Origin of the sequence: Haloarcula japonica DSM 6131 (genome assembly GCF_000336635.1) — an archaeon.
Taxonomy (GTDB): Archaea; Halobacteriota; Halobacteria; order Halobacteriales; family Haloarculaceae; genus Haloarcula; species Haloarcula japonica.
This window is the reverse complement of the sequence record NZ_AOLY01000002.1, coordinates 1-18133: the sequence shown is the minus strand read 5'-3', so window position 1 is coordinate 18133 and position 18133 is coordinate 1. Positions and strand designations below refer to the sequence as shown.

Annotated in this window: 13 protein-coding genes and 1 other annotated feature; of the genes, 8 read left to right on the top strand and 5 right to left on the bottom strand. The window is 63.4% G+C overall.

Going from position 1 to position 18133, the window contains the following annotated elements; genetic code table 11:
• Positions 1-173: 173 nt before the first annotated feature.
• Entirely contained in the window at positions 174-2543 is a 2370-nt protein-coding gene (locus tag C444_RS00070; protein ID WP_004589996.1) for a DEAD/DEAH box helicase, read from the top strand.
• A 205-nt stretch (positions 2544-2748) separates the two neighbouring features.
• Positions 2749-2988: a hypothetical protein gene (locus tag C444_RS00065; protein ID WP_239641242.1), complete on the top strand. Its 240-nt coding sequence runs from the start codon at positions 2749-2751 to the stop codon at positions 2986-2988.
• 208 nt (positions 2989-3196) lie between these two features.
• Here C444_RS00065 and C444_RS00060 read toward each other — a convergent pair whose 3' ends face one another.
• Together C444_RS00060 and C444_RS00055 are read right to left on the bottom strand one after the other, a co-directional pair.
• The gene (locus C444_RS00060; RefSeq protein WP_049908990.1) at positions 3197-3853 is read right to left on the bottom strand and encodes an HAD family hydrolase; all 657 of its coding nucleotides are present in this window, start codon (positions 3851-3853) and stop codon (positions 3197-3199) included.
• A gap of 129 nt (positions 3854-3982) precedes the next feature.
• Complete coding sequence (locus tag C444_RS00055) at positions 3983-7084, bottom strand: methyl-accepting chemotaxis protein (RefSeq protein ID WP_004589993.1); 3102 nt, start codon at positions 7082-7084, stop codon at positions 3983-3985.
• A gap of 327 nt (positions 7085-7411) precedes the next feature.
• Between C444_RS00055 and C444_RS00050 the strand changes: the two genes are divergently transcribed.
• The 5 genes from C444_RS00050 (at position 7412) to pheT (ending at position 14538) form a co-directional block, all read left to right on the top strand.
• The gene (locus C444_RS00050; RefSeq protein WP_049908973.1) at positions 7412-8134 is read left to right on the top strand and encodes a topoisomerase DNA-binding C4 zinc finger domain-containing protein; all 723 of its coding nucleotides are present in this window, start codon (positions 7412-7414) and stop codon (positions 8132-8134) included.
• Positions 8135-8216: 82 nt separating this feature from the next.
• Entirely contained in the window at positions 8217-9227 is a 1011-nt protein-coding gene (gene endA / locus C444_RS00045) for a tRNA-intron lyase (RefSeq protein ID WP_004589991.1), read from the top strand.
• A gap of 131 nt (positions 9228-9358) precedes the next feature.
• Positions 9359-11008 (top strand): tryptophan--tRNA ligase, encoded by a 1650-nt coding sequence (locus tag C444_RS00040; RefSeq protein WP_004589990.1) that lies wholly within the window; start codon positions 9359-9361, stop codon positions 11006-11008.
• Between the two features lie 276 nt (positions 11009-11284).
• A complete protein-coding gene (gene pheS / locus C444_RS00035) occupies positions 11285-12796 on the top strand; it encodes a phenylalanine--tRNA ligase subunit alpha (protein WP_004589989.1) in 1512 nt (503 codons plus the stop codon).
• Entirely contained in the window at positions 12796-14538 is a 1743-nt protein-coding gene (gene pheT / locus C444_RS00030) for a phenylalanine--tRNA ligase subunit beta (RefSeq protein ID WP_004589988.1), read from the top strand. Before pheS ends, pheT begins: the two co-directional genes overlap by 1 nt.
• Positions 14539-14592: 54 nt before the next feature.
• On the opposite strand, the gene C444_RS00025 is transcribed toward pheT, so the two are convergent.
• The 3 genes from C444_RS00025 to C444_RS00015 all read right to left on the bottom strand — a co-directional run bounded on the left by C444_RS00025 (position 14593) and on the right by C444_RS00015 (position 16463).
• Positions 14593-15069, bottom strand: a complete 477-nt coding sequence (locus C444_RS00025) for an RDD family protein (RefSeq protein ID WP_004589987.1) — start codon at positions 15067-15069, stop codon at positions 14593-14595.
• Between the two features lie 39 nt (positions 15070-15108).
• Positions 15109-16161, bottom strand: coding sequence for a quinone-dependent dihydroorotate dehydrogenase (locus C444_RS00020; RefSeq protein WP_004589986.1), 1053 nt, complete (start codon positions 16159-16161; stop codon positions 15109-15111).
• Between the two features lie 104 nt (positions 16162-16265).
• Positions 16266-16463, bottom strand: coding sequence for a hypothetical protein (locus tag C444_RS00015; protein WP_004516407.1), 198 nt, complete (start codon positions 16461-16463; stop codon positions 16266-16268).
• A gap of 248 nt (positions 16464-16711) precedes the next feature.
• Between C444_RS00015 and C444_RS00010 the strand changes: the two genes are divergently transcribed.
• Complete coding sequence (locus C444_RS00010) at positions 16712-17020, top strand: non-histone chromosomal MC1 family protein (RefSeq protein ID WP_004516406.1); 309 nt, start codon at positions 16712-16714, stop codon at positions 17018-17020.
• Between the two features lie 662 nt (positions 17021-17682).
• Positions 17683-18133 (top strand) — a sequence feature (mutual gap in cmsearch alignment for this rRNA model is longer than 100).

The window sequence follows — 18133 nt, the reverse complement described above, 5'->3', positions numbered from 1 at the left end:
GCCGGCTGAGTTAATTTTTTGCCAGGTCTGTTGGACACTCACACTGATGAACCGCACAGCGAAGCCAGAGAATGCATCCGCTTCTCACACACTGTCGCTCCCCCATAGAAACGCCTTTGCCGTCGCGGAACTGCGACTGTGACGTGTCATCCCGAACCGACAGCGAACCGACTGTGGCGGTCGCGGAGGTGCTCCCCGAATTCGCCGACGCCTTCCCCTTCGAGGAGTTCAACCGGATGCAGTCGGCGGCCCTGCCGGCCCTGCTGAACCGCGACGACAACGTCGTCGTCAGCGCGCCGACGGCCAGCGGGAAGACCGCGCTGGCCGAACTGGCCATCTGCAAGACGCTCGCCGAGGACGGGACCGCGCTCTTTCTCGCACCGTTGCGCGCGCTCACAAACGAAAAGGAAAGCGAGTGGGAGCGGTTCGAAGACCTGGGCTACTCCGTCTACGTCGTCACCGGTGAGCGGGACCTCAATCCCCGCCGGGCCGAGCGGGCCGATATCCTCGTGATGACGCCGGAGAAAGCCGACTCAGCCACCCGGAAACACGAAACCAGCCGCTATTCGTTCATCACCGACGTGGACTGCTGTGTCATCGACGAGGTCCACCTGCTGGACTCGGACCGTCGGGGGGCGGTGCTCGAAGTCACCGTCTCGCGGCTCCGCCGGCTCTGTGACCCGCGCGTCGTGGCGCTGTCGGCGACAATGCCGAACATCGACGACGTGGCCGACTGGCTCGACGCGCCGGATGAAACCACGTTCGCTTTCGGCGAAAAGTACCGTCCGGTGCCGCTCAACGCCGACGTGAAGACCTACTCCCACGGCGAGAACGCCTTCGCCGACAAGTACCGGCGGCTCTACCGGGCGCTCGACCTCACCGAGCCACACATCCGCGAGGAGGGCCAGGCGCTCGTGTTCGTCTCCTCCCGCCAGGACACGGTGCAGGCCGCAAAGAAGGCCCGCGACGAGATCACCGAGCGCGACATCCCCATGGGCGCACGCGGGGACTACGACTTCCACAACGACGCCGCCGACCTCTCGAACGACACGCTCCGCCAGTCCGTGCTGGACGGCGTGGGCTTTCACCACGCCGGCCTCGCACGGGAGGACAAGAACAAAGTCGAGCAGTGGTTCAAAGAGGGCAAGATTCAGCTCCTTTTCTCGACCTCGACGCTGGCCTGGGGCGTGAACCTCCCCGCCCGCTGTGTCGTCATTCGCGACACCAAACTCCACGACCCGCTCGAAGGCGAGGTCGACATGAGCCCGCTCGACGTGCTCCAGATGCTCGGCCGCGCGGGCCGGCCCGGCTATGACGACATGGGCTACGCCTGGGTCGTCTGTGACCGCTCGGACGCCGACAAGTACCGCCGCCTGCTCCGGGACGGGAAGGAGATAGAGTCACGGCTGGCGGCGGAACTCGACGCCCACCTGAACGCCGAAATCGCGCTCGGGACTATCGACGACGTGGACGACGTGATGGACTGGCTCGCGACGACGTTTTACTACGCCCGCTCGCAGTCGGCTCCCGACGAGTACGACGCCGGCAGCGACCTCCGAAACAGGGTCAGCGACACGCTCTCGGCGCTCGTCGACGAGGGCTTCGTCGAGCAGGACGGCCTCAACGTCGAGCCGACGCGGCTCGGCCAACTGGCCTCGAAATTCTACCTTCGGCTGTCGACCGCCCGCCGGTTCGCGGACGTCGCCGAACGGTGTCAGGACGCCGCGGACCCCGACTCGGCTGTCTCCGTTGATGCGGACGACCTGCTGACGGCGGTGGCCGGCGCAACCGAGTTCGACAGCGTCAGCGCCCGCTCCGACGAGGAGGATGCGGTTCACGCGGTCCTGGGAGACAGCGTCGACGACAGCCTCGACGCCGGCCAGCGGAAGGTACTGGCCATCCTCCGCTCGGGCATGACCGGGACGACGCCGACGGAACTGAAAAGCGACGCGTGGGTCATCCGCCAGAACGCCCTTCGCCTGCTAGCCGCGATGCGGGAGTTCGTCGACACGCTCGGGCCGGCACGCTACGCGAATCTGGCCTGCCGGGTCGAGGCCCGCGTCGAACACGGTATCAGCGCCGATGCGGTGGGGCTGACGGCTATCGATGGCGTCGGCAGCGGCCGCGCAGGGAAACTCGCTGCAGCGGGACTCACGTCGCCCGCCGATGTGGTCGAAGCCGGCGAGGACGGCCTCGTCCGTGCGGGGCTCTCCGAGGGCGTCGCGGAACAGGTGCTCGCGAACGCGCGGGACCTCCCCGTCGTCTCCATCGACTGGGGCGATTTCCCCGAGACAATCGCCCCCGGCGACAACGACATGCGGGAGGTAACGGTGGAAAACACCGGCGGGAGCGCCCGGGCGGGCCTGCGAGTCACGGTCAACGGGCGTGAGATGACCGCCAAGCCGTCGTATCTCGGCGAAGCCACGCTTCCGGTCGCTGTCTTCGGCGCGGACGCGGACGAACTCACTTTCACTGTCGAAGTCGCGTTCCCCGCGCTGCCGCTCCCGACGATTACCGAAACCCGGTCCGTTCTCGTTCGGTAACTGCCGCTTCGGCTGTTGCTCTGAAACACTCTCAAAATGCCCGATAAAATTTATAAATACTTCTCGAATCGTTATACCGCTCCGTGAAATATCGCTGAAAGGTGCTGAACTCCGGTTAATATTCCGAAAAGAGTTCGAATTCTCCCCAAGGGTCTGGCGTTTATATGGGGGTCTGGGTCCTTACGAAGAACTGAGGAAGCCCACCATGTCCAGTGCATCGCCCTTTCGTTCCCCGATGGAAGCCGCCCACAGTAGCGTCGCCCTCCGATCACTCACTCGTCCCCTACAGTTCATCGCGTTCTGGCTGGCTATCGTCACGCCACTGGCGTACCCGCCGCTGCTGCTGGGCGGACTGGACAGCCAGAGCTTCCTCGTCTTCGTGGGTGTCGTTGCCCTCAACGTCTTCGGCCTGCTGGCGGGCCGAGGATACGGTGATCCCGCCTGACCTGGCCGGGACTTCCTCCCCTCCATGCTGGCATTTCCGGCACGCAGTTTTCTGGTTTCGTGGCCCTTGCATCTCTGCTCACCGTACTAACACCCGTCCGGTATCGTCCTTCGGTCTCTGGTTCAGTTCCGTATCGGTTCGCTATTTCCCACCGCTTCTGACTTCTGGCATTTCTCAAACACCGCTTCAAAGACACTCTACTCGGCTGTTACACACCGCCTAACAGCACCTGTCGCAGCGACGCGGCGTCGTCCGCGATCTCGTGGACCATCGACAGGTCAGTCTCATCACCGTCGCCGCGGAACCCGATGGTCGTCATCCCGGCGGCGACGGCGGCGCGTGCGCCTGCGGTGGAGTCCTCGACGGCCCAACAGTCCTCGGGCGCGACGCCGAGTTCTGCCGCACCCCGCTCATAGATGTCCGGCTCCGGCTTGCCGGGGCCGTCGATGTCGCCGGCGCTGATGGCGACGTCGAACTTCGAGAGGAGATCGAAGCGCTTGTCGGCCACATCGATCCAAGCCCACGGCGCGGATGTCGTCAGCGCCAGCGCCACGCCAGCGTCCCGCAAATCGTCGAGCAGTTCGTGTGCCCCATCGAGGAAGGTCGCTTCTTCGCCGTAAATCCGTTCGCCGTGCTTCTCGAACAGTCCCTCGAATGCTTCTCGGCTGATTTCGAGGTCGTACTCGGCGTCGAGGTCCGGATACACTTCTCGGTAGTTTCGACCGGTAATCGCGGACAGAGGGATATCGTCGTTCGGTGCGGCTGTCGGGAGAATCTCCCCACGCTGGGCGCGGACCCAGTGATCTTCGGACTGGACGAGCACGCCGTCCATATCGAAACAGACCGCCGCCGGTGGTTGGCTCATTGCCTCCCTGTCGCTCGGCGATTGGTTTGGCTGTTGCGACTCCGGCAGCGATATGCCGATACCGTCGCTGTCAGCAACTGCCGATTGTGAATCCCGGACGTACGCGATGATTTCGTGTTCGCGTGTCAATCAATCGTCCACAGCCGCCGGACCGGTCTCGCCGATGTCCATTGAGTCCTGTTCGGTCGCGTCCGTGTCGTCGCTGACCTCGAATTCGTCGACCAGGTCCTCAAGGTCGTCCGCGAGGCCGGCGACCGACCGGACGTTCTCGGAGACGCTGGTGAGCGAACTCGACTGTTCCTCGGAGGCGGCCGAGACGTTACTCGCCTCAGCGGCCGTCTCCTCGCTGACGCTGCTGACCTCGTCGACCATCGCGACAACCTCCTCGGTGGTGGCGGCCTGCTCGTCCGTGGCGTCGCTGATCTCCGTGACGCCGCTCTCGGCCTCGTCGACGACCTCGGCGATTTCGTCGAACAGGTCGATGGCGTTCTCGGTCGTCTCGACGCCGCTCTCGACCTGGTCGCGCATCGCTTCGATGTCGTCGACCGTCTCGTCCGTCGAGTTCTGTATCTCGGTGATGAGCGACTCGACCTCCTCGGTCGCCTCGCCGGCTTCCACTGCGAGGGACTTGATCTCGTCGGCGACAACGGCGAAGCCTTCGCCGGCCTCACCGGCCCGGGCGGCCTCGATAGACGCGTTCAGTGCGAGCATGTTCGTCTGTTCGGCGATGTCGGTGATCATCGCGACGATTTCGCTGATCTCCTCCATCTCCGTCTGGAGGTCGGAGACCTGCTCGACCGCGTCGTCGGCGCCGTCCTCGATCTCCTGGATCTCCGTTGACGCCTCGGCGGCCTGTTCGCTTCCCATCTGCGCTCGCTTGGCCGCTTCCTGGGCTGTGTCGGCCACGTCGACCGACGAGGATGCTATCTCCTCGATGGTCGCCGACATGTCGTTCATCTCATTGGCGACCTCTTGGAGGTTGCCGGACTGGGTGTCGGCCCCGCTCGATATCTCTTGGACCGACTTGGCGACTTCCTGGCTCGCCTCCTCGATCTCGGTTGTACTCGCTGCGACTTCCTGGCTCGCCTCGTTCACGTCCTGTGCGATCGACTGGACCTTTGCGATACTTTCGTCGACTGCGTCGAGGCCTTCGTCGATGTTTGCGAGGACGTCGCCGTAGGCCCCGGGCAGGTCGGTGTCGAGGTTCTGGTCGAGGTGTCCCTCCCGGAGGTCCGCGCTCACGTCACGGAGCTGTTCGAAGCTCTCCGAAAGCTGCGTGAGGCCGGAGTTGAGTTCGTTCATGACCTCGCCGTAGTCACCGGGCAGGTCGGTGTCGAGGTCCTGGTTTAGCTCTCCGGCACGGATGTTCCGGCTCGCTCGGCTGATCTCGGTGAAGCTCGCTCCGAGCTGGATCATTCCGTCTTCGAGCCCCTCCATGATCTCACCGAACTTCCCGGGCATGTCGGTCTGGATCTCGTCGTCGAGATCCCCCTCTCTGAGTGAGTCACTGACGGATTCGATCTGGTCGACCTGCCGATTCAAGTTCGCCTGCATCTCCTCAAAGGCCGTCACCATCTCACCGATCTCGTCGTCGCCGGTCGAGATATCGTCAGTCTGGTCGAACTGGCCCTTCGACAGCGCCATCGCCCGGTCGCGGATCTGTTCGATCGGCCTCGAAATATACCTGGCCGCGGCGTATCCGGTCACCGAGACCACGACCGCTGCGAGGCCGAACAGCCCGATGACGAGCGTCTGTGCGGAGTCCGTCGTACGCTGTAGCGCTGCGCCCAGCGCCGCTATCGGTTCGTTGATGTCCTGTTCGGGGACGGTGGCGACGAGGGTGAACTGCTTATCGCCGAGTTCGAGCGGCGCGAAGCCGACGTAGCTCGTTGCGTTTTCCCCGTCCTCGCCCTGTTTCGTATGGGTTGTCATCCCCGACTCACCGGCGAGCATCTGATTCTGTGCGATTGTCCCGAGCTCCGCACCGTACTCGCCCTCCGGAACGTTCGTTCGCTGTTCGATCATGGCCCTCTCCGGATGGCTGACTATCTCACCGCGGTCGTTGAGGATGTAGAGGTAGCCGCTCTCACCGACTGTCACACGGTTCGTCGTCTCCGTGATGAGCGAGTAGTTGAACTGTGCCGCGACGACGCCTCGGAACTCCCCGTTTCTGTAGACTGGCGTGGAGACATACTGCGTTTCATGGCCGTCCGAAGTCTGAACCTCACCGAAGTACGCCTCGCCCTGACTCCCGGACTTCGCGGCGGTGAACCAGTCCGCATCGGCGTATGACTGCGAGCTGTCCGAGCCGGTCGTCACGTTCCGGCCCGTCCGGTCAGCGTGGAGGATTTCGTCACCATTCGGCCCCGCGAACGTGATGTGTTCATACGCCAGGTGTTCCTCGTCACCGATGGTGACTGTCCGCGTCAAGAGGTACCGCTCGAACGAATCCGCCATCTCGCTTTCGGCGTCGTTGACCGCAGTCTCCTGAAGCTCATAGTAGTAGACGCTCGGGGCGATGACCCAGTCGAAGGGCTCGTAGTAGGTGTAGGCGATGAACTTCGTCATCTCGGGGTTCCCCTCCTGGGTCGTATCCTCCCACTCGTACTCGGCGATGCCCCACTCCTCGCCGTTGCGGATCGCCTGGTTGGACTCGACTTCGGTCTCGATATCCTCGAAGACGACCAGCGTCCCGCCGCTGTCCTCGACGAGGTTGTGGCCGTCGTCGAGGCTGTGGTGGACGACGACGTTGGAATCGCTGTCAGTGATGTACGCGTATCCCGTATTACCAAAGTAGCCGGGCTGGAACGAGTCGTACATGGTTCCTGCCGGACGCGTCTGGTCCCCGGCCGTCCCGCCGATCATCGCCTCGACTTCCTGTTTGACTTGCTCCTGTTCCGAGGAGGAGAGGTCCTCCCAGTCCCGGCCGTCGTACTGCTTTTCCAGCACCATCTGCATCGCGTTGTCGATGCTGGTGCGCATCTGGAGGGACGTGTACCCGAGCTGGCGCTGGCTCGACTCCTGGACGAGCTCCATCTCGCCGTCCTGTGCGGCCAGGTAGTTGTCCATCGTCGAGGAGTCCGACAGCGACCGGACGTCGACCTCGCGCTGGTTCACTTGGTTCTGGATGCCTTCCTGTCTCGCTTCGACGCTGTTGTTCAGCTGATCGGTCATCGCCCCCCGGAGGTAGTTCCCGCTCTGGGTCTGGGCGTCCTGATTCAGCTCTCCCATACTGTTGGCCGATAGCAATCCGACACCGGCTAGCGGTACCAGCGAAATTGTTAGAAGAAGAACTATTAGCTTGATCTTCAGATCCATACCAAGGGTCGTATAATTCGCACCTTAATCTTTCTCGCCGTGTTATCTACGTTGATAATTAACGGCCATAACGCTAATAAGCCTAGATTTTCCAGTTGCAATTCTGCAAACTGACAGACGTATTGGCGGCTGTACCGTCCCCATCTGTTACTGTCTCAGACCGTAGTTTAGATATCAAATACACAACTAAAACTGTCCACGTGGGAACGTTCAAATACCAGTACGTAACCAGACCGGTCCATGCATGACGGAATCCGTGTGATGGCCGGCGAGTGTACGACCGTTTTCGAGGGAACGCGCGAGCGGGAACAGCGCGGCGACGTGCTCGTGGTGATCAAGCCCGACAACACCGTCTTGGTCCACGATGCCGCGGGGTATCAGCCGATTGCATGGCTTACACGCGCTGAAAGTGTCACCATCGACGACGGGGCGGTGACCGCCCGCGACGGCGACGAACTCCTCCGGGTGGTCACCCACGAGGAACACGGCAGTGCCCGCTATCCGGCCTCGAACGCCGGTGTCCCGGTGCGTGACTGCCCCGACTGCGCCGGAACGCTGGTCCGGGCCCGGAGTGAAGTCACCTGTACCGGCTGTGACGCCGCCTATGGGATTCCGAGCGATGCCGCGGTCACTGGCGGCCGCTGTGACGACTGCGGACTCCCGACGCTTCGTGTCGAACGCGGCCGAGCCTTCGAACTGTGTCTCGACCGAGAGTGTGACTCGCTCGATGATGCCGTCACCGCGGCTTTTGACCGCGAGTGGGACTGTCCCCACTGTGACGGCGACCTGCTGATTCTCCGCCGTGGCGGCCTGCTCGCCGGCTGTGAACACTATCCCGACTGTGACACCGGCTTCTCGATACCGTCCGGCGTGGTCGTCGGCGACTGTGACTGCGGCCTACCGCTGTTCGAAACCGCTGGCGGGACGCGGTGTCTGGACCGTTCTTGTACAGAACGGGAGTGAGCACTGACTCTCCGCCCCCGTCCGACTTCGCTCCCGGTTCGGACCCGCAGGGGCTTTGTCGCCGCGGGGGCCACGTCAGAGCATGGAACTGACGCTCGACGGCGATGTCGTGCGGGCCGGCTACGAGGCGCGCGAGCGGTTTTACGACTCTCGCGGGTACGGGAAAGTCCGCAACGGCGATATCGACCTGGCACCGGTGGAGGCCGCACACCTCCTCTATCGCGGGGACATCGAGAGCATCGACGGCATGGACTTCCGGGCGTTCCTCGGGTCTGCGGCCGTTTCCGAGGTGGACTTCGCCGTCTACAAAGACCTTCGTGATCGCGGTTTCTACCTCACACCGGCCCGCGAGGGATGGGTCGACGACGCCGCAGGCGCGGACTTCGTGGTCTACCCGCGTGGGAAGGGGCCGTGGGACAACGAGGTAGCCTATCGCGTCAGGATAGTTGGTGAGCGTGACACAGTTGTGGCCACTGATCTGGGCGACTGTGTGCTGGCGGTCGTCGACGAGGAGAGCGAGGTCACCTACCTCGACATCGACCGGCGTGACGTCTCCGGGACCAGTGACGCTGCTGTCCCAGCGACGGCGGGTGAACTGCTCGGGGAGCGGGTGGTGTGTTGGGAACCGCCGGCGGAGCTGTACGATCAGGCGTTCTACGGGCAGCAACTCGGCGACGAGGGCGCGGTTCAACTCTCGCTCGTAGAGGCTGCGTATCTCACACAGGAAGGGCTGCTCACGGTGGATGGCGGGGCTGACGCTGTTGTCGAGCGGGGCCGCGAGGTCGAGGGCGACCGCTTCGACCGCCGACTGACCGTCTATGCGGCCCTGCGAGCAAGCGGCGTCGCGCCGAAGACCGGCTTCAAATTCGGCGCTGACTTCCGGACCTACGCCGACGTCGAAAGTGCCGAAAACCTCGGGCACTCGGAGCTACTGGTCCGGGTGTTGCCGCACGACCACCGGTTCGAACCGCGGGACCTCGCACTGGACGTGCGGCTCGCCCACGGTGTCCGGAAGACGATGGTGTTCGCGCTCACGACGGACGGCGGTGACGGCGACATCGAGTGGATCGCCGTCGAGCGACTGACCCCTTGAGTTGGCTGCGTGTCGCGGTCGGCCGGTTGGTGTCTGTTGGCCGGTCCGGTCGGCGCACCGAAACGAACCCTTTTTGCGCCGACCGGAACCAAAGCACCTGTAACGTGGCTCACCGCGAGCCGACCACATCCATGACAACGGACGACTCCCACCACGACGACGCATCGCCCGACGAGGACCGCCGCCAGTCGGGCGGAGCGTGGCGGGAGCCTGACGCCCGCTCCGGCGGCAACCCAGTGCTACCGGACGGCGGCACTGAGGCCGAGGGGGCCGACGAGGCAACGCTCGACCCGTGGGGCTCCTCGACTATCGCCGACTACCGCAAGCTGTTCGAGCAGTTCGGCATCGAAGAGTTCGACGAGGTGCTCTCCGAGGTCCCTAACCCCCACTACCTGATGCGGCGGGGCGTCATCTTCGGCCACCGGGACTACCGACCGGTCGCCGAGGCGATGCGCAACGACGACCCCTTCGCCGCGCTGTCGGGGTTCATGCCGACCGGCGACCCCCATATCGGCCACAAGCTCGTCTTCGACGAGATCATCTGGCACCAGCAGCAGGGCGGGGACGCCTACGCGCTCATCGCGGACCTCGAAGCCCACAGCGCCCGCGGGCTGTCGTGGGACGAGATCGACGAGCACGCGACGAACTACCTGCTGTCCCTGCTCGCGCTGGGCTTCGACCCCGACGAGGGGACGCTGTACCGCCAGTCCGACAACCGCGCGGTGCAGGACCTCGCCTTCGAACTCGGGGCCGAGGCGAACTTCTCGGAACTGCAGGCCATCTACGATTTCGACGGCGAGACCGACGTCTCGCACATGCAGTCGGTGGTCACCCAGATGGCCGACATCCTCTATCCGCAACTGGACGAGCCGAAGCCAACGGTCATCCCCGTCGGCCCGGACCAAGACCCGCACATGCGGCTGGCGCGGGACCTCGCCGCGCGGATGCGCTTTTTCGGCGTGACGGAGGCCTTCGCCAGCTTCGAAGCAGATTCGGTTGAGCGGACGCTGCTCCGGCAGGCTTACGACGCCCGTGAGGAGTACGCCGAGGATGCCGACCGGCCCCGCTGTGGCGAGGCCGCCGACTGGCTGCGCGACCATCAGCCAGCGCCCGCCGACGCCCGCCAGTCCGTCGTCGCGAAACTCGACGAGGCGGGGAAGGAACCGCTCCGGCCGCGGATCCGGTTCCTCGACCGCAACGCCACTGATGTGGCCTTCGAGGCACTCATCGAGGCTATCGACGGCGAGAAGCGAGTGTACGACGAACACATCGATACGTTCGACTTGGACCACGCCGAGGCCGAGGAACTGGCCCGGCAGGTCGAACTCGACAACGGCGGCTACGGCTTCCAGCCGCCGTCGTCGATCTACCACCGGTTCATGACCGGCCTCACCGGCGGCAAAATGTCCTCGTCGATTCCAGCTTCCCACATCTCGCTGCTGGACGACCCGGAGGACGGCTACGACAAAGTGAAATCGGCGACTACTGGCGGTCGCTCCACAGCCGAGGAACAGCGCGAGAAAGGTGGGAAGGCCGACGAGTGCCCGGTGTACGAGCTGTACGCCTACCTGCTCTCGGGCGACGACGACGAGTTCGCGAAAGAGGTCTATGACGAGTGTGTCGGCGGCGAGCGTCTCTGTGGCGGCTGCAAGGAACAGGCTGCCGAACTGATGGAACAGTTCCTCGAAGACCACCAGGAGAAACGCGCCGAGTGGGAAGACAAACTCGACGAACTCGACATCGACCTCGACTCCGACCGCGCGCCGACGAGTGCAGACTGAGAACTGGGCCGCCACCGCTCGTTTCGTGTCGAGACAAGCACACGCATAACGTTTATATCTGCCAGTCACAACCGCTCAGACATGGCATCCGAATCCCACCGTGCCGGCGTCGCTCGCCAGCTATCCGATAGTCCGGGGTTCGGCTTCTTTTTCACTGCCTGACCGCGTGTGGACTCTGACGGCGTCGAGAGGCGTGGTCGGATGAAACCGCGAGCAGGAAGTGAGAACCGTTAACTGAGCGACCCGCGGTTATCCCCACAAGACCGAGACACCCGTATGAAACGACCACAGGCACAGGTGGCCGTCCTGCAGGCCGCCGACGCACAGGAAGACAGGCGCATCGACGACGTGGCTGCGGAGGCTGACCTCAAGCCGGAAGCGGCCACCAGAGCGGCGTTCGAACTCGAAGCCGACGGACTGGTGTCCGTCGCCGAGGAGACGCTGGAACACTACGAACTCACCGAGGAGGGCGACCGGTACGTCCGCGAGAGCCTGCCCGAACAGGACCTCTACGAGGCGGCTATCGACGCCGGCGCTGCCGACGGCCCGGTCCAGATGGGACAGGTCATCGGTGCGTCCGGCCTCGAAGGCGGCGCGGTCGACATCGCGCTCTCGAACTACGCCCGCAAGGCCTACGGAGAGATTGACAGCGGCGAGATCACGGCCAACCAAGACGCCGACCCCGGGTCCGACCCCGAGATGCTGGCGCTGGAGGCGGTCGCCGACGGGCGCGTCGAGGACGCCGACACGGACGCGCTCGACCAGCTGGAACGGCGTGGCCTCCTCGATATGCGTGAGGAAACCGTCCGCTCGGTCCAGCTCACTGACGACGGCGTCACCGCGCTGATGGAGGGCATCGAAGCCGCCGAGACGGTCGACCAGCTTACCCCTGAGATGCTCACCAGCGGCGAGTGGGAGGACGTTGCTTTCACCGAGTACAACGTCGAGGCTGACGCCGAAGACGTGAGTCACGGCAAGGAGCACATCCTCCGCCAGACGGCCAACCGCGTGAAAGACACGCTCGTCGGCATGGGCTTCTCCGAGATGGAAGGCCCCCACGCTGACGCCCAGTTCTGGATCAACGACTGCCTGTTCATGCCCCAGGACCACCCGGCCCGGACCCACTGGGACCAGTTCGCGCTGGAAGAACCCGAAGAGATCGGCCACCTCCCACCGGACCTCGTCGAACGGGTCCGCTCGGCGCACAAGGAGGGCGTCGGCCCCGATGGCGAGGGGTATCACTCGCCCTGGACTGAGGACATCGCCCGCGGGATGGACCTGCGCGGTCACACCACGTCGCTGTCGATGCGCTACCTCTCGGGCCATCAGATCGGCGAACTCGACCCGCCCGAACGCTACTTCAGCGTCGAGAAGGTGTACCGCAACGACACGCTCGACCCGACCCACCTCCTTGAGTTCTTCCAGATCGAGGGCTGGGTGATGGCCGAGGACCTCTCCGTACGAGACCTGATGGGGACGTTCACGGAGTTCTACGAGCAGTTCGGCATCACCGATCTGGAGTTCAAACCCCACTACAACCCCTACACCGAGCCGAGCTTCGAACTGTTCGGCACCCACCCCGAGACCGGCGAGGTCGTCGAGGTCGGTAATTCCGGAATCTTCCGCGACGAGGTGCTCACGCCGCTTGGCGTCGACTGCGACGTGATGGCGTGGGGCCTCTCGCTCGAACGACTACTCATGCTCATGTACGGCTTCGAGGACATCCGCGACGTGCACGGGACGCTGTGTGATCTTGAACTGCTGCGGGAGACGGAGGTGATTCGCTAATGCCAGTCGTCGACGTCGACCCCGATGAACTTCGGTATCTGACCGGCCACGACGAGAAAGACGATGACGAACTCAAATCGGACCTGTTCAACCTCGGCCTCGAATTCGAGGGCTGGACCGAGGACGACGAGTTCCAGCTGGAGTTCGCGCCGGACCGACTGGACCGCCTCTCTGTCGAGGGTGTCGCGCGGTCGCTTCGCTACCACTACGCCGACGACCGCGGGGTGGAGATCCCCAACACGAACAGCGCCGACTGGAGCATCGAGGTCGAGGACCAGCCCGATGAGCGCCCGTACGTCACCGGCGCTATCGTCCGCGGCCTCGACATGGACGAGGCTGCACTGGAATCGCTCATCCAACTGCAGGAGAAACTTCACGCGACGATGGGTCGCAAGCGGGCGAAAGGCGCGATTGGGGTTCACGACCTCACAATGCTGAAAGGCGACTCGGTCACGGACGAGACGGGCAAGTCCATCACCTACACCAGCGCTGACCCCGGTGAGGCTACGTTCGTCCCGCTGGATGCCGACGCGGAGATGACCCCTCGCGAGGTCATGGAATCCCACGAAACCGGTCAGACGTACGGCGATCTCGTGGCCGATTTCGACCGCACTCCAGCTATCTACGACGCCATCGGGCTGTTTTCGTTCCCGCCAGTTATCAACGGCCGCCGGACAGAGGTCAGCGTCGACTCCCGGGATCTGTTCATCGAGATGACGGGGACCGACCAGTGGACCATCGACCACATGTGTAACATCGTCTGCTATGCGCTCGCCGCCCGTGGCGGACAGGTCGAGAAGGTCGACGTGTCCTACGCTGACGACGCGCCTGGGGAGTACGCCGGCAAGACGCTGGAACGGCCGGACTTCTCGGTCCGGACGAAGACGGTCACCCACGACCGTATCGAGTCCATCCTCGGCGTCTCGCTGGACAGCCGCGAGGTCATCGACTACGCCGAGCGCGCCGGCCTCGACGCCACCGAAACCGAATCTGATGACGGCATGGCCTACGAAGTCGAGGTTCCGCCGTACCGCGTCGATGTCATCCACCCACTGGATATCATTGACGACATCGGCCGGGCGCTCGGGTTCAACAGCCTCGAACCGACGTATCCCGACGTGTCGACGGTCGGCGGCCGCCACGAGCGGTCCCGGCTTGAAGACGCCGCCCGCGATGCGCTCGTTGGCCTGGGTTTCGAGGACCTGCTGAACTTCCACATGATAAACGAGGCCGAGAACTTCGAGCGGATGGAGCTGGATCCCGATAACACGGGTGGGGATGTCGTCGGCCAGGCCGACCCGGTCACCATTCAGGAGCCCTACAGCGAGGACTACACCATCCTCCGGACGTGGGCGCTCCCCTCCATCATGATGGTGCTGGAGAACAACACCCACCGGAGCTACCCGCAGGACCTCGCCGAGATCGGACTGGCCGCGGGTCTTGACGACTCCGAGAACACCGGTGTCGCCGAACACCGTACCGTCGCTGCCGCGCTCGCGCGCACGGATGCCTCCTACGAGGACGCGAAGGCCCGCCTGCAGGCCCTTGCAGACGCCTTTGACAAGGACCTCGAAACGCCCCCGACCACACATCCGTCGTTCATCGGTGGCCGCGCCGCCGAAGTGGTCCTCGACGGGGAGTCGGTCGGCGTCATCGGCGAGATTCACCCGAAAGTGCTCGTCGAGCACGACCTGGAACTGCCGGTCGCCGCGTTCGAGTTCCGTCTGGACGCACTGGAGTAAGATCGACTCCGAGCGTACCGAGCGCTCGGTTTTCTCCGTTCTGCCCGTACTGCTCTACTTATCGTCCGGATACACGTACTCCACATCAGTCGGTTTCCCATCCTCTTCGTCGGTCTCGATCACGATGGTCGAGGAGAGCTTGTTGAACAGCCTGATCCCTTCTTCGTCGTAGGCCAGCCAGCCCACAAGGATATCGAGGGGAAGCAGGAACGCCTTCCCGAAGCTCTCGATTGCCGCCGTCCCGTAGTCGATAGCCTCACCGCGTTCGTCCGTGACGGCGATGTTCATCACCATCTTGCCCGCAGACTGGCCCTGTCGGCCTTCCAAGACCGTCCAGTAGACGAACAGGCCGAGCCCGTTCAGACCGGTGAACGGGGTGGTAACTGAGAGGCTGCCGGTCAGGAGAGAGAACACGCCAGCGGCCTCGCCCAGTGCGGAGAGGACGACGCCGACGAGCAGGACGTCGAGGAGCCACGCGAGAAATCGGTCGTCCCAGGCGGCGATATGCAGGGTACGGGGACTGTCATCCATGCCGGCGGTTCGCCGCAACTGTACTTCAAGATTCGCCAGCTACAGGTCCGCGCCGACGGCGTCCTCGACGGAGTCGAAGCCGTCCTCCGCGAGCAGGTCGAGCAGTCCCGAATTGATCTCGCGGGCGATAGACGGGCCGCGGTAGACCAGGCCGGTGTACAGCTGGACGAGCGAGGCCCCGGCGCGGATCTTCCGGTATGCACCCTCCGCCGTCGAGACGCCGCCGACGCCGACGACGGGCACGTCGACGCGCTCAGCGACGAACCGCACCATCTCGGTCGCCTCGTTCTCGATTGGCTTCCCTGAGAGGCCCCCCGTCTCGACCGCGTTCGGCGAACGCAGGCTGGCGGGCCGATCCGTCGTCGTGTTCGTCGCGACGACGCCGTCGAGGCCGAGTTCGGTCACGATGTCCAGCGCGTCCTCGACCGCCGGTTCGGGAAGGTCCGGCGAGAGCTTCACGAGCAGCGGGGCCGCGCCCGCGTCCTGTAGCTCGCCGAGGATGGCCTCCATTGCGTCGCGGTTCTGGAGTTCCTCGAACCCCTCGGAGTTGGGGCAGGAGACGTTGATGACAAAGAAGTCCCCGCCTTCGGCGACGTGTTCGTACGTGGTCCGGTAGTCGTCTGGGGCCTCATCCGTTCCGACGTGTTCCGTCTTGGCGATGTTGACGCCGACCGGGAACGGGGCGTCGATGTTCTTCAGTCGCTCGCCGATGATGATGGCCCCGTCGTTGTTCAGCCCCATTCGGTTGATGATTGCATCGTCCGCTTTGAGCCGGAACATCCGCGGGCGAGCATTCCCTGTCTGTGGTTCGGCTGTGACACCGCCGACTTCGGCGAAGCCGAAGCCGAGTGACGCCAGCGCCCCGGGGATGGTGGCGTTCTTGTCGAACCCGGCTGCGACGCCGACCGGGTTATCGAACGCGTGGCCGAACGCCTCCACTGCGAGTCGGTCGTCGGCGACCGTGTAGCGGTCGGCCATCGCGTCGGCGACCCGGGTACCGTCAACTGCCTCTAACAGTCGATGGACGCTCCAGTTGGCGGTTTCTGCTGGCAGCGAAAACAGGAGTGGTTTCGCGATATCGTAGGGTCTCATTGTGTGGGTGTTCGGGTTGGCTCGAAGAACGGTGGTGTACGTCCGGTATCGGGCGTCGGCCCAACAGCCCCGCCCAGTGGCACTGTATCACCGTCGATGGTGCCTCAAAAGTCGTGTTCGACCTCTTCCGGGTCAGCTTTCTGGATGATAATTTTGTTATCGCGGACACGGACGAACACTTCGTCACCGATCTCCATCCCGGCGACGGCTAGCTCGTCTTCGTGAATGTTGATATGTACGTTGTGGTACTCGCCGTCCTCATCTTTGGCGCCACTCGGGCTGAGCTTCTTCTTTCGCACCATCGCGCTATCCTACTCCGCACTTCACCGCAGGATACACTTAAGTCTACCGTGCCGTCGGCCGCTGGCTGGTGGTTTTCTGGGCGCGCGTGACGATTTTGACTCGAATATACGGTTTGAACCAGCCGGTTTGCAGGTTTGAAATGGGACATAGCGGTTCCACTGTATAAAAGCATCCCCCGACGGAGGGCGGATTGGGGGGTATATTTATGTTCTGCCATGTGCTGAATTGGCATGGAGCGGTGAAATCCATGGCACCCGACAGTGACAAGCGCAACTTCGCACTGCGCGAAGACGGTGACGAATCGAGCGTCTTCTCGGGCGGAACACCTCGACAGGCTGCGCTGAAGGCAGCACGTCGACTCGAGCCGGCCGACGGTGAAGATCAGGCTGACCCTGAGGAGATACGACTACGGGAGAAGGGAACCCACAAAGTCCACATCTACGAAGCGTGGGCATGGGTTGAAGAAGCACCCGACGACAAACCCGACTGGATGCCCGGCGATATCACGAAAGGGAACGTCTCGAAGCAGGGCGTCGAACACCTAGACGAAATCTAGGTCGCATTCCCGACATTTTCGCTGGCCTTCAGAGTCTATCACTCTTGTTCGCGTTCACGTGCGCGCGAGCGAAGGGACAAATGTCCATCACAGCTATCTGTTCAGTATCCATACTCCCCGTTTGTACACGTGTGGAACACTCACACCCGTGTAATCGCGTCCCGAAGACAACTTCCTTCGACGGGGTTAAGTGTGGCTCGCCCATCGGAATGAAATGCGAACGCGGTCAGGGGCGATGGCCCCCGAACGAACGGACTCGTTCCGACGCCCTTAAGTGTAACAGGGTGTTCGGAATGAACGCGAAGGTCGCTCACGTCGTGCGGTTCGACGCGAGCCCGATCCGATGCCCTTAAGTGTAACAGGGCACTTGGAATGAACGCGAACGACGTTCGGTCGGGGACATCGAACCCCTGCCGACACGGACCAGGCGGGGTCGACTCGCCAACGAAACTCGAAGCCTTTATGGTGGCTTCGAGACAACAATCAGGTCCGAAGAAATGAGGATTCCACCCCTGCGGTCCGCCGTCAAGATGGGATCTGATGTTAGCCCTGATAGTTCGGTGACACTCGGTCGACGGGTGTCCTCGAACACCCTTCGATAGCGACCACACCCATTATATGGGTGTGATCCCGCCTAACCCCCCGGCCTTGTGCCGGGATACATTCCGGTTGATCCTGCCGGAGGCCATTGCTATCGGAGTCCGATTTAGCCATGCTAGTTGTACGAGTTTAGACTCGTAGCATATAGCTCAGTAACACGTGGCCAAACTACCCTACAGACCGCAATAACCTCGGGAAACTGAGGCCAATAGCGGATATAACTCTCATGCTGGAGTGCCGAGAGTTAGAAACGTTCCGGCGCTGTAGGATGTGGCTGNNGGAGACGGTATCTGAGACAAGATACCGGGCCCTACGGGGCGCAGCAGGCGCGAAACCTTTACACTGCACGACAGTGCGATAGGGGGACTCCGAGTGCGAGGGCATATAGCCCTCGCTTTTCTGTACCGTAAGGTGGTACAGGAACAAGGACTGGGCAAGACCGGTGCCAGCCGCCGCGGTAATACCGGCAGTCCAAGTGATGGCCGATATTATTGGGCCTAAAGCGTCCGTAGC

Excerpts from the sequence above, each read along its gene's own strand:
- C444_RS00025 (WP_004589987.1), bottom strand. The coding sequence starts at position 15,069 with ATGGATGACAGTCCCCGTACCCTGCATATCGCCGCCTGGGACGACCGA.
- C444_RS00040 (WP_004589990.1), top strand. The coding sequence starts at position 9,359 with ATGACAACGGACGACTCCCACCACGACGACGCATCGCCCGACGAGGAC.
- endA (WP_004589991.1), top strand. The coding sequence starts at position 8,217 with ATGGAACTGACGCTCGACGGCGATGTCGTGCGGGCCGGCTACGAGGCG.
- C444_RS00015 (WP_004516407.1), bottom strand. The coding sequence starts at position 16,463 with ATGGTGCGAAAGAAGAAGCTCAGCCCGAGTGGCGCCAAAGATGAGGAC.
- C444_RS00060 (WP_049908990.1), bottom strand. The coding sequence starts at position 3,853 with ATGAGCCAACCACCGGCGGCGGTCTGTTTCGATATGGACGGCGTGCTC.
- C444_RS00050 (WP_049908973.1), top strand. The coding sequence starts at position 7,412 with ATGCATGACGGAATCCGTGTGATGGCCGGCGAGTGTACGACCGTTTTC.
- C444_RS00020 (WP_004589986.1), bottom strand. The coding sequence starts at position 16,161 with ATGAGACCCTACGATATCGCGAAACCACTCCTGTTTTCGCTGCCAGCA.
- pheS (WP_004589989.1), top strand. The coding sequence starts at position 11,285 with ATGAAACGACCACAGGCACAGGTGGCCGTCCTGCAGGCCGCCGACGCA.
- pheT (WP_004589988.1), top strand. The coding sequence starts at position 12,796 with ATGCCAGTCGTCGACGTCGACCCCGATGAACTTCGGTATCTGACCGGC.
- C444_RS00010 (WP_004516406.1), top strand. The coding sequence starts at position 16,712 with ATGGCACCCGACAGTGACAAGCGCAACTTCGCACTGCGCGAAGACGGT.
- C444_RS00065 (WP_239641242.1), top strand. The coding sequence starts at position 2,749 with ATGTCCAGTGCATCGCCCTTTCGTTCCCCGATGGAAGCCGCCCACAGT.
- C444_RS00055 (WP_004589993.1), bottom strand. The coding sequence starts at position 7,084 with ATGGGAGAGCTGAATCAGGACGCCCAGACCCAGAGCGGGAACTACCTC.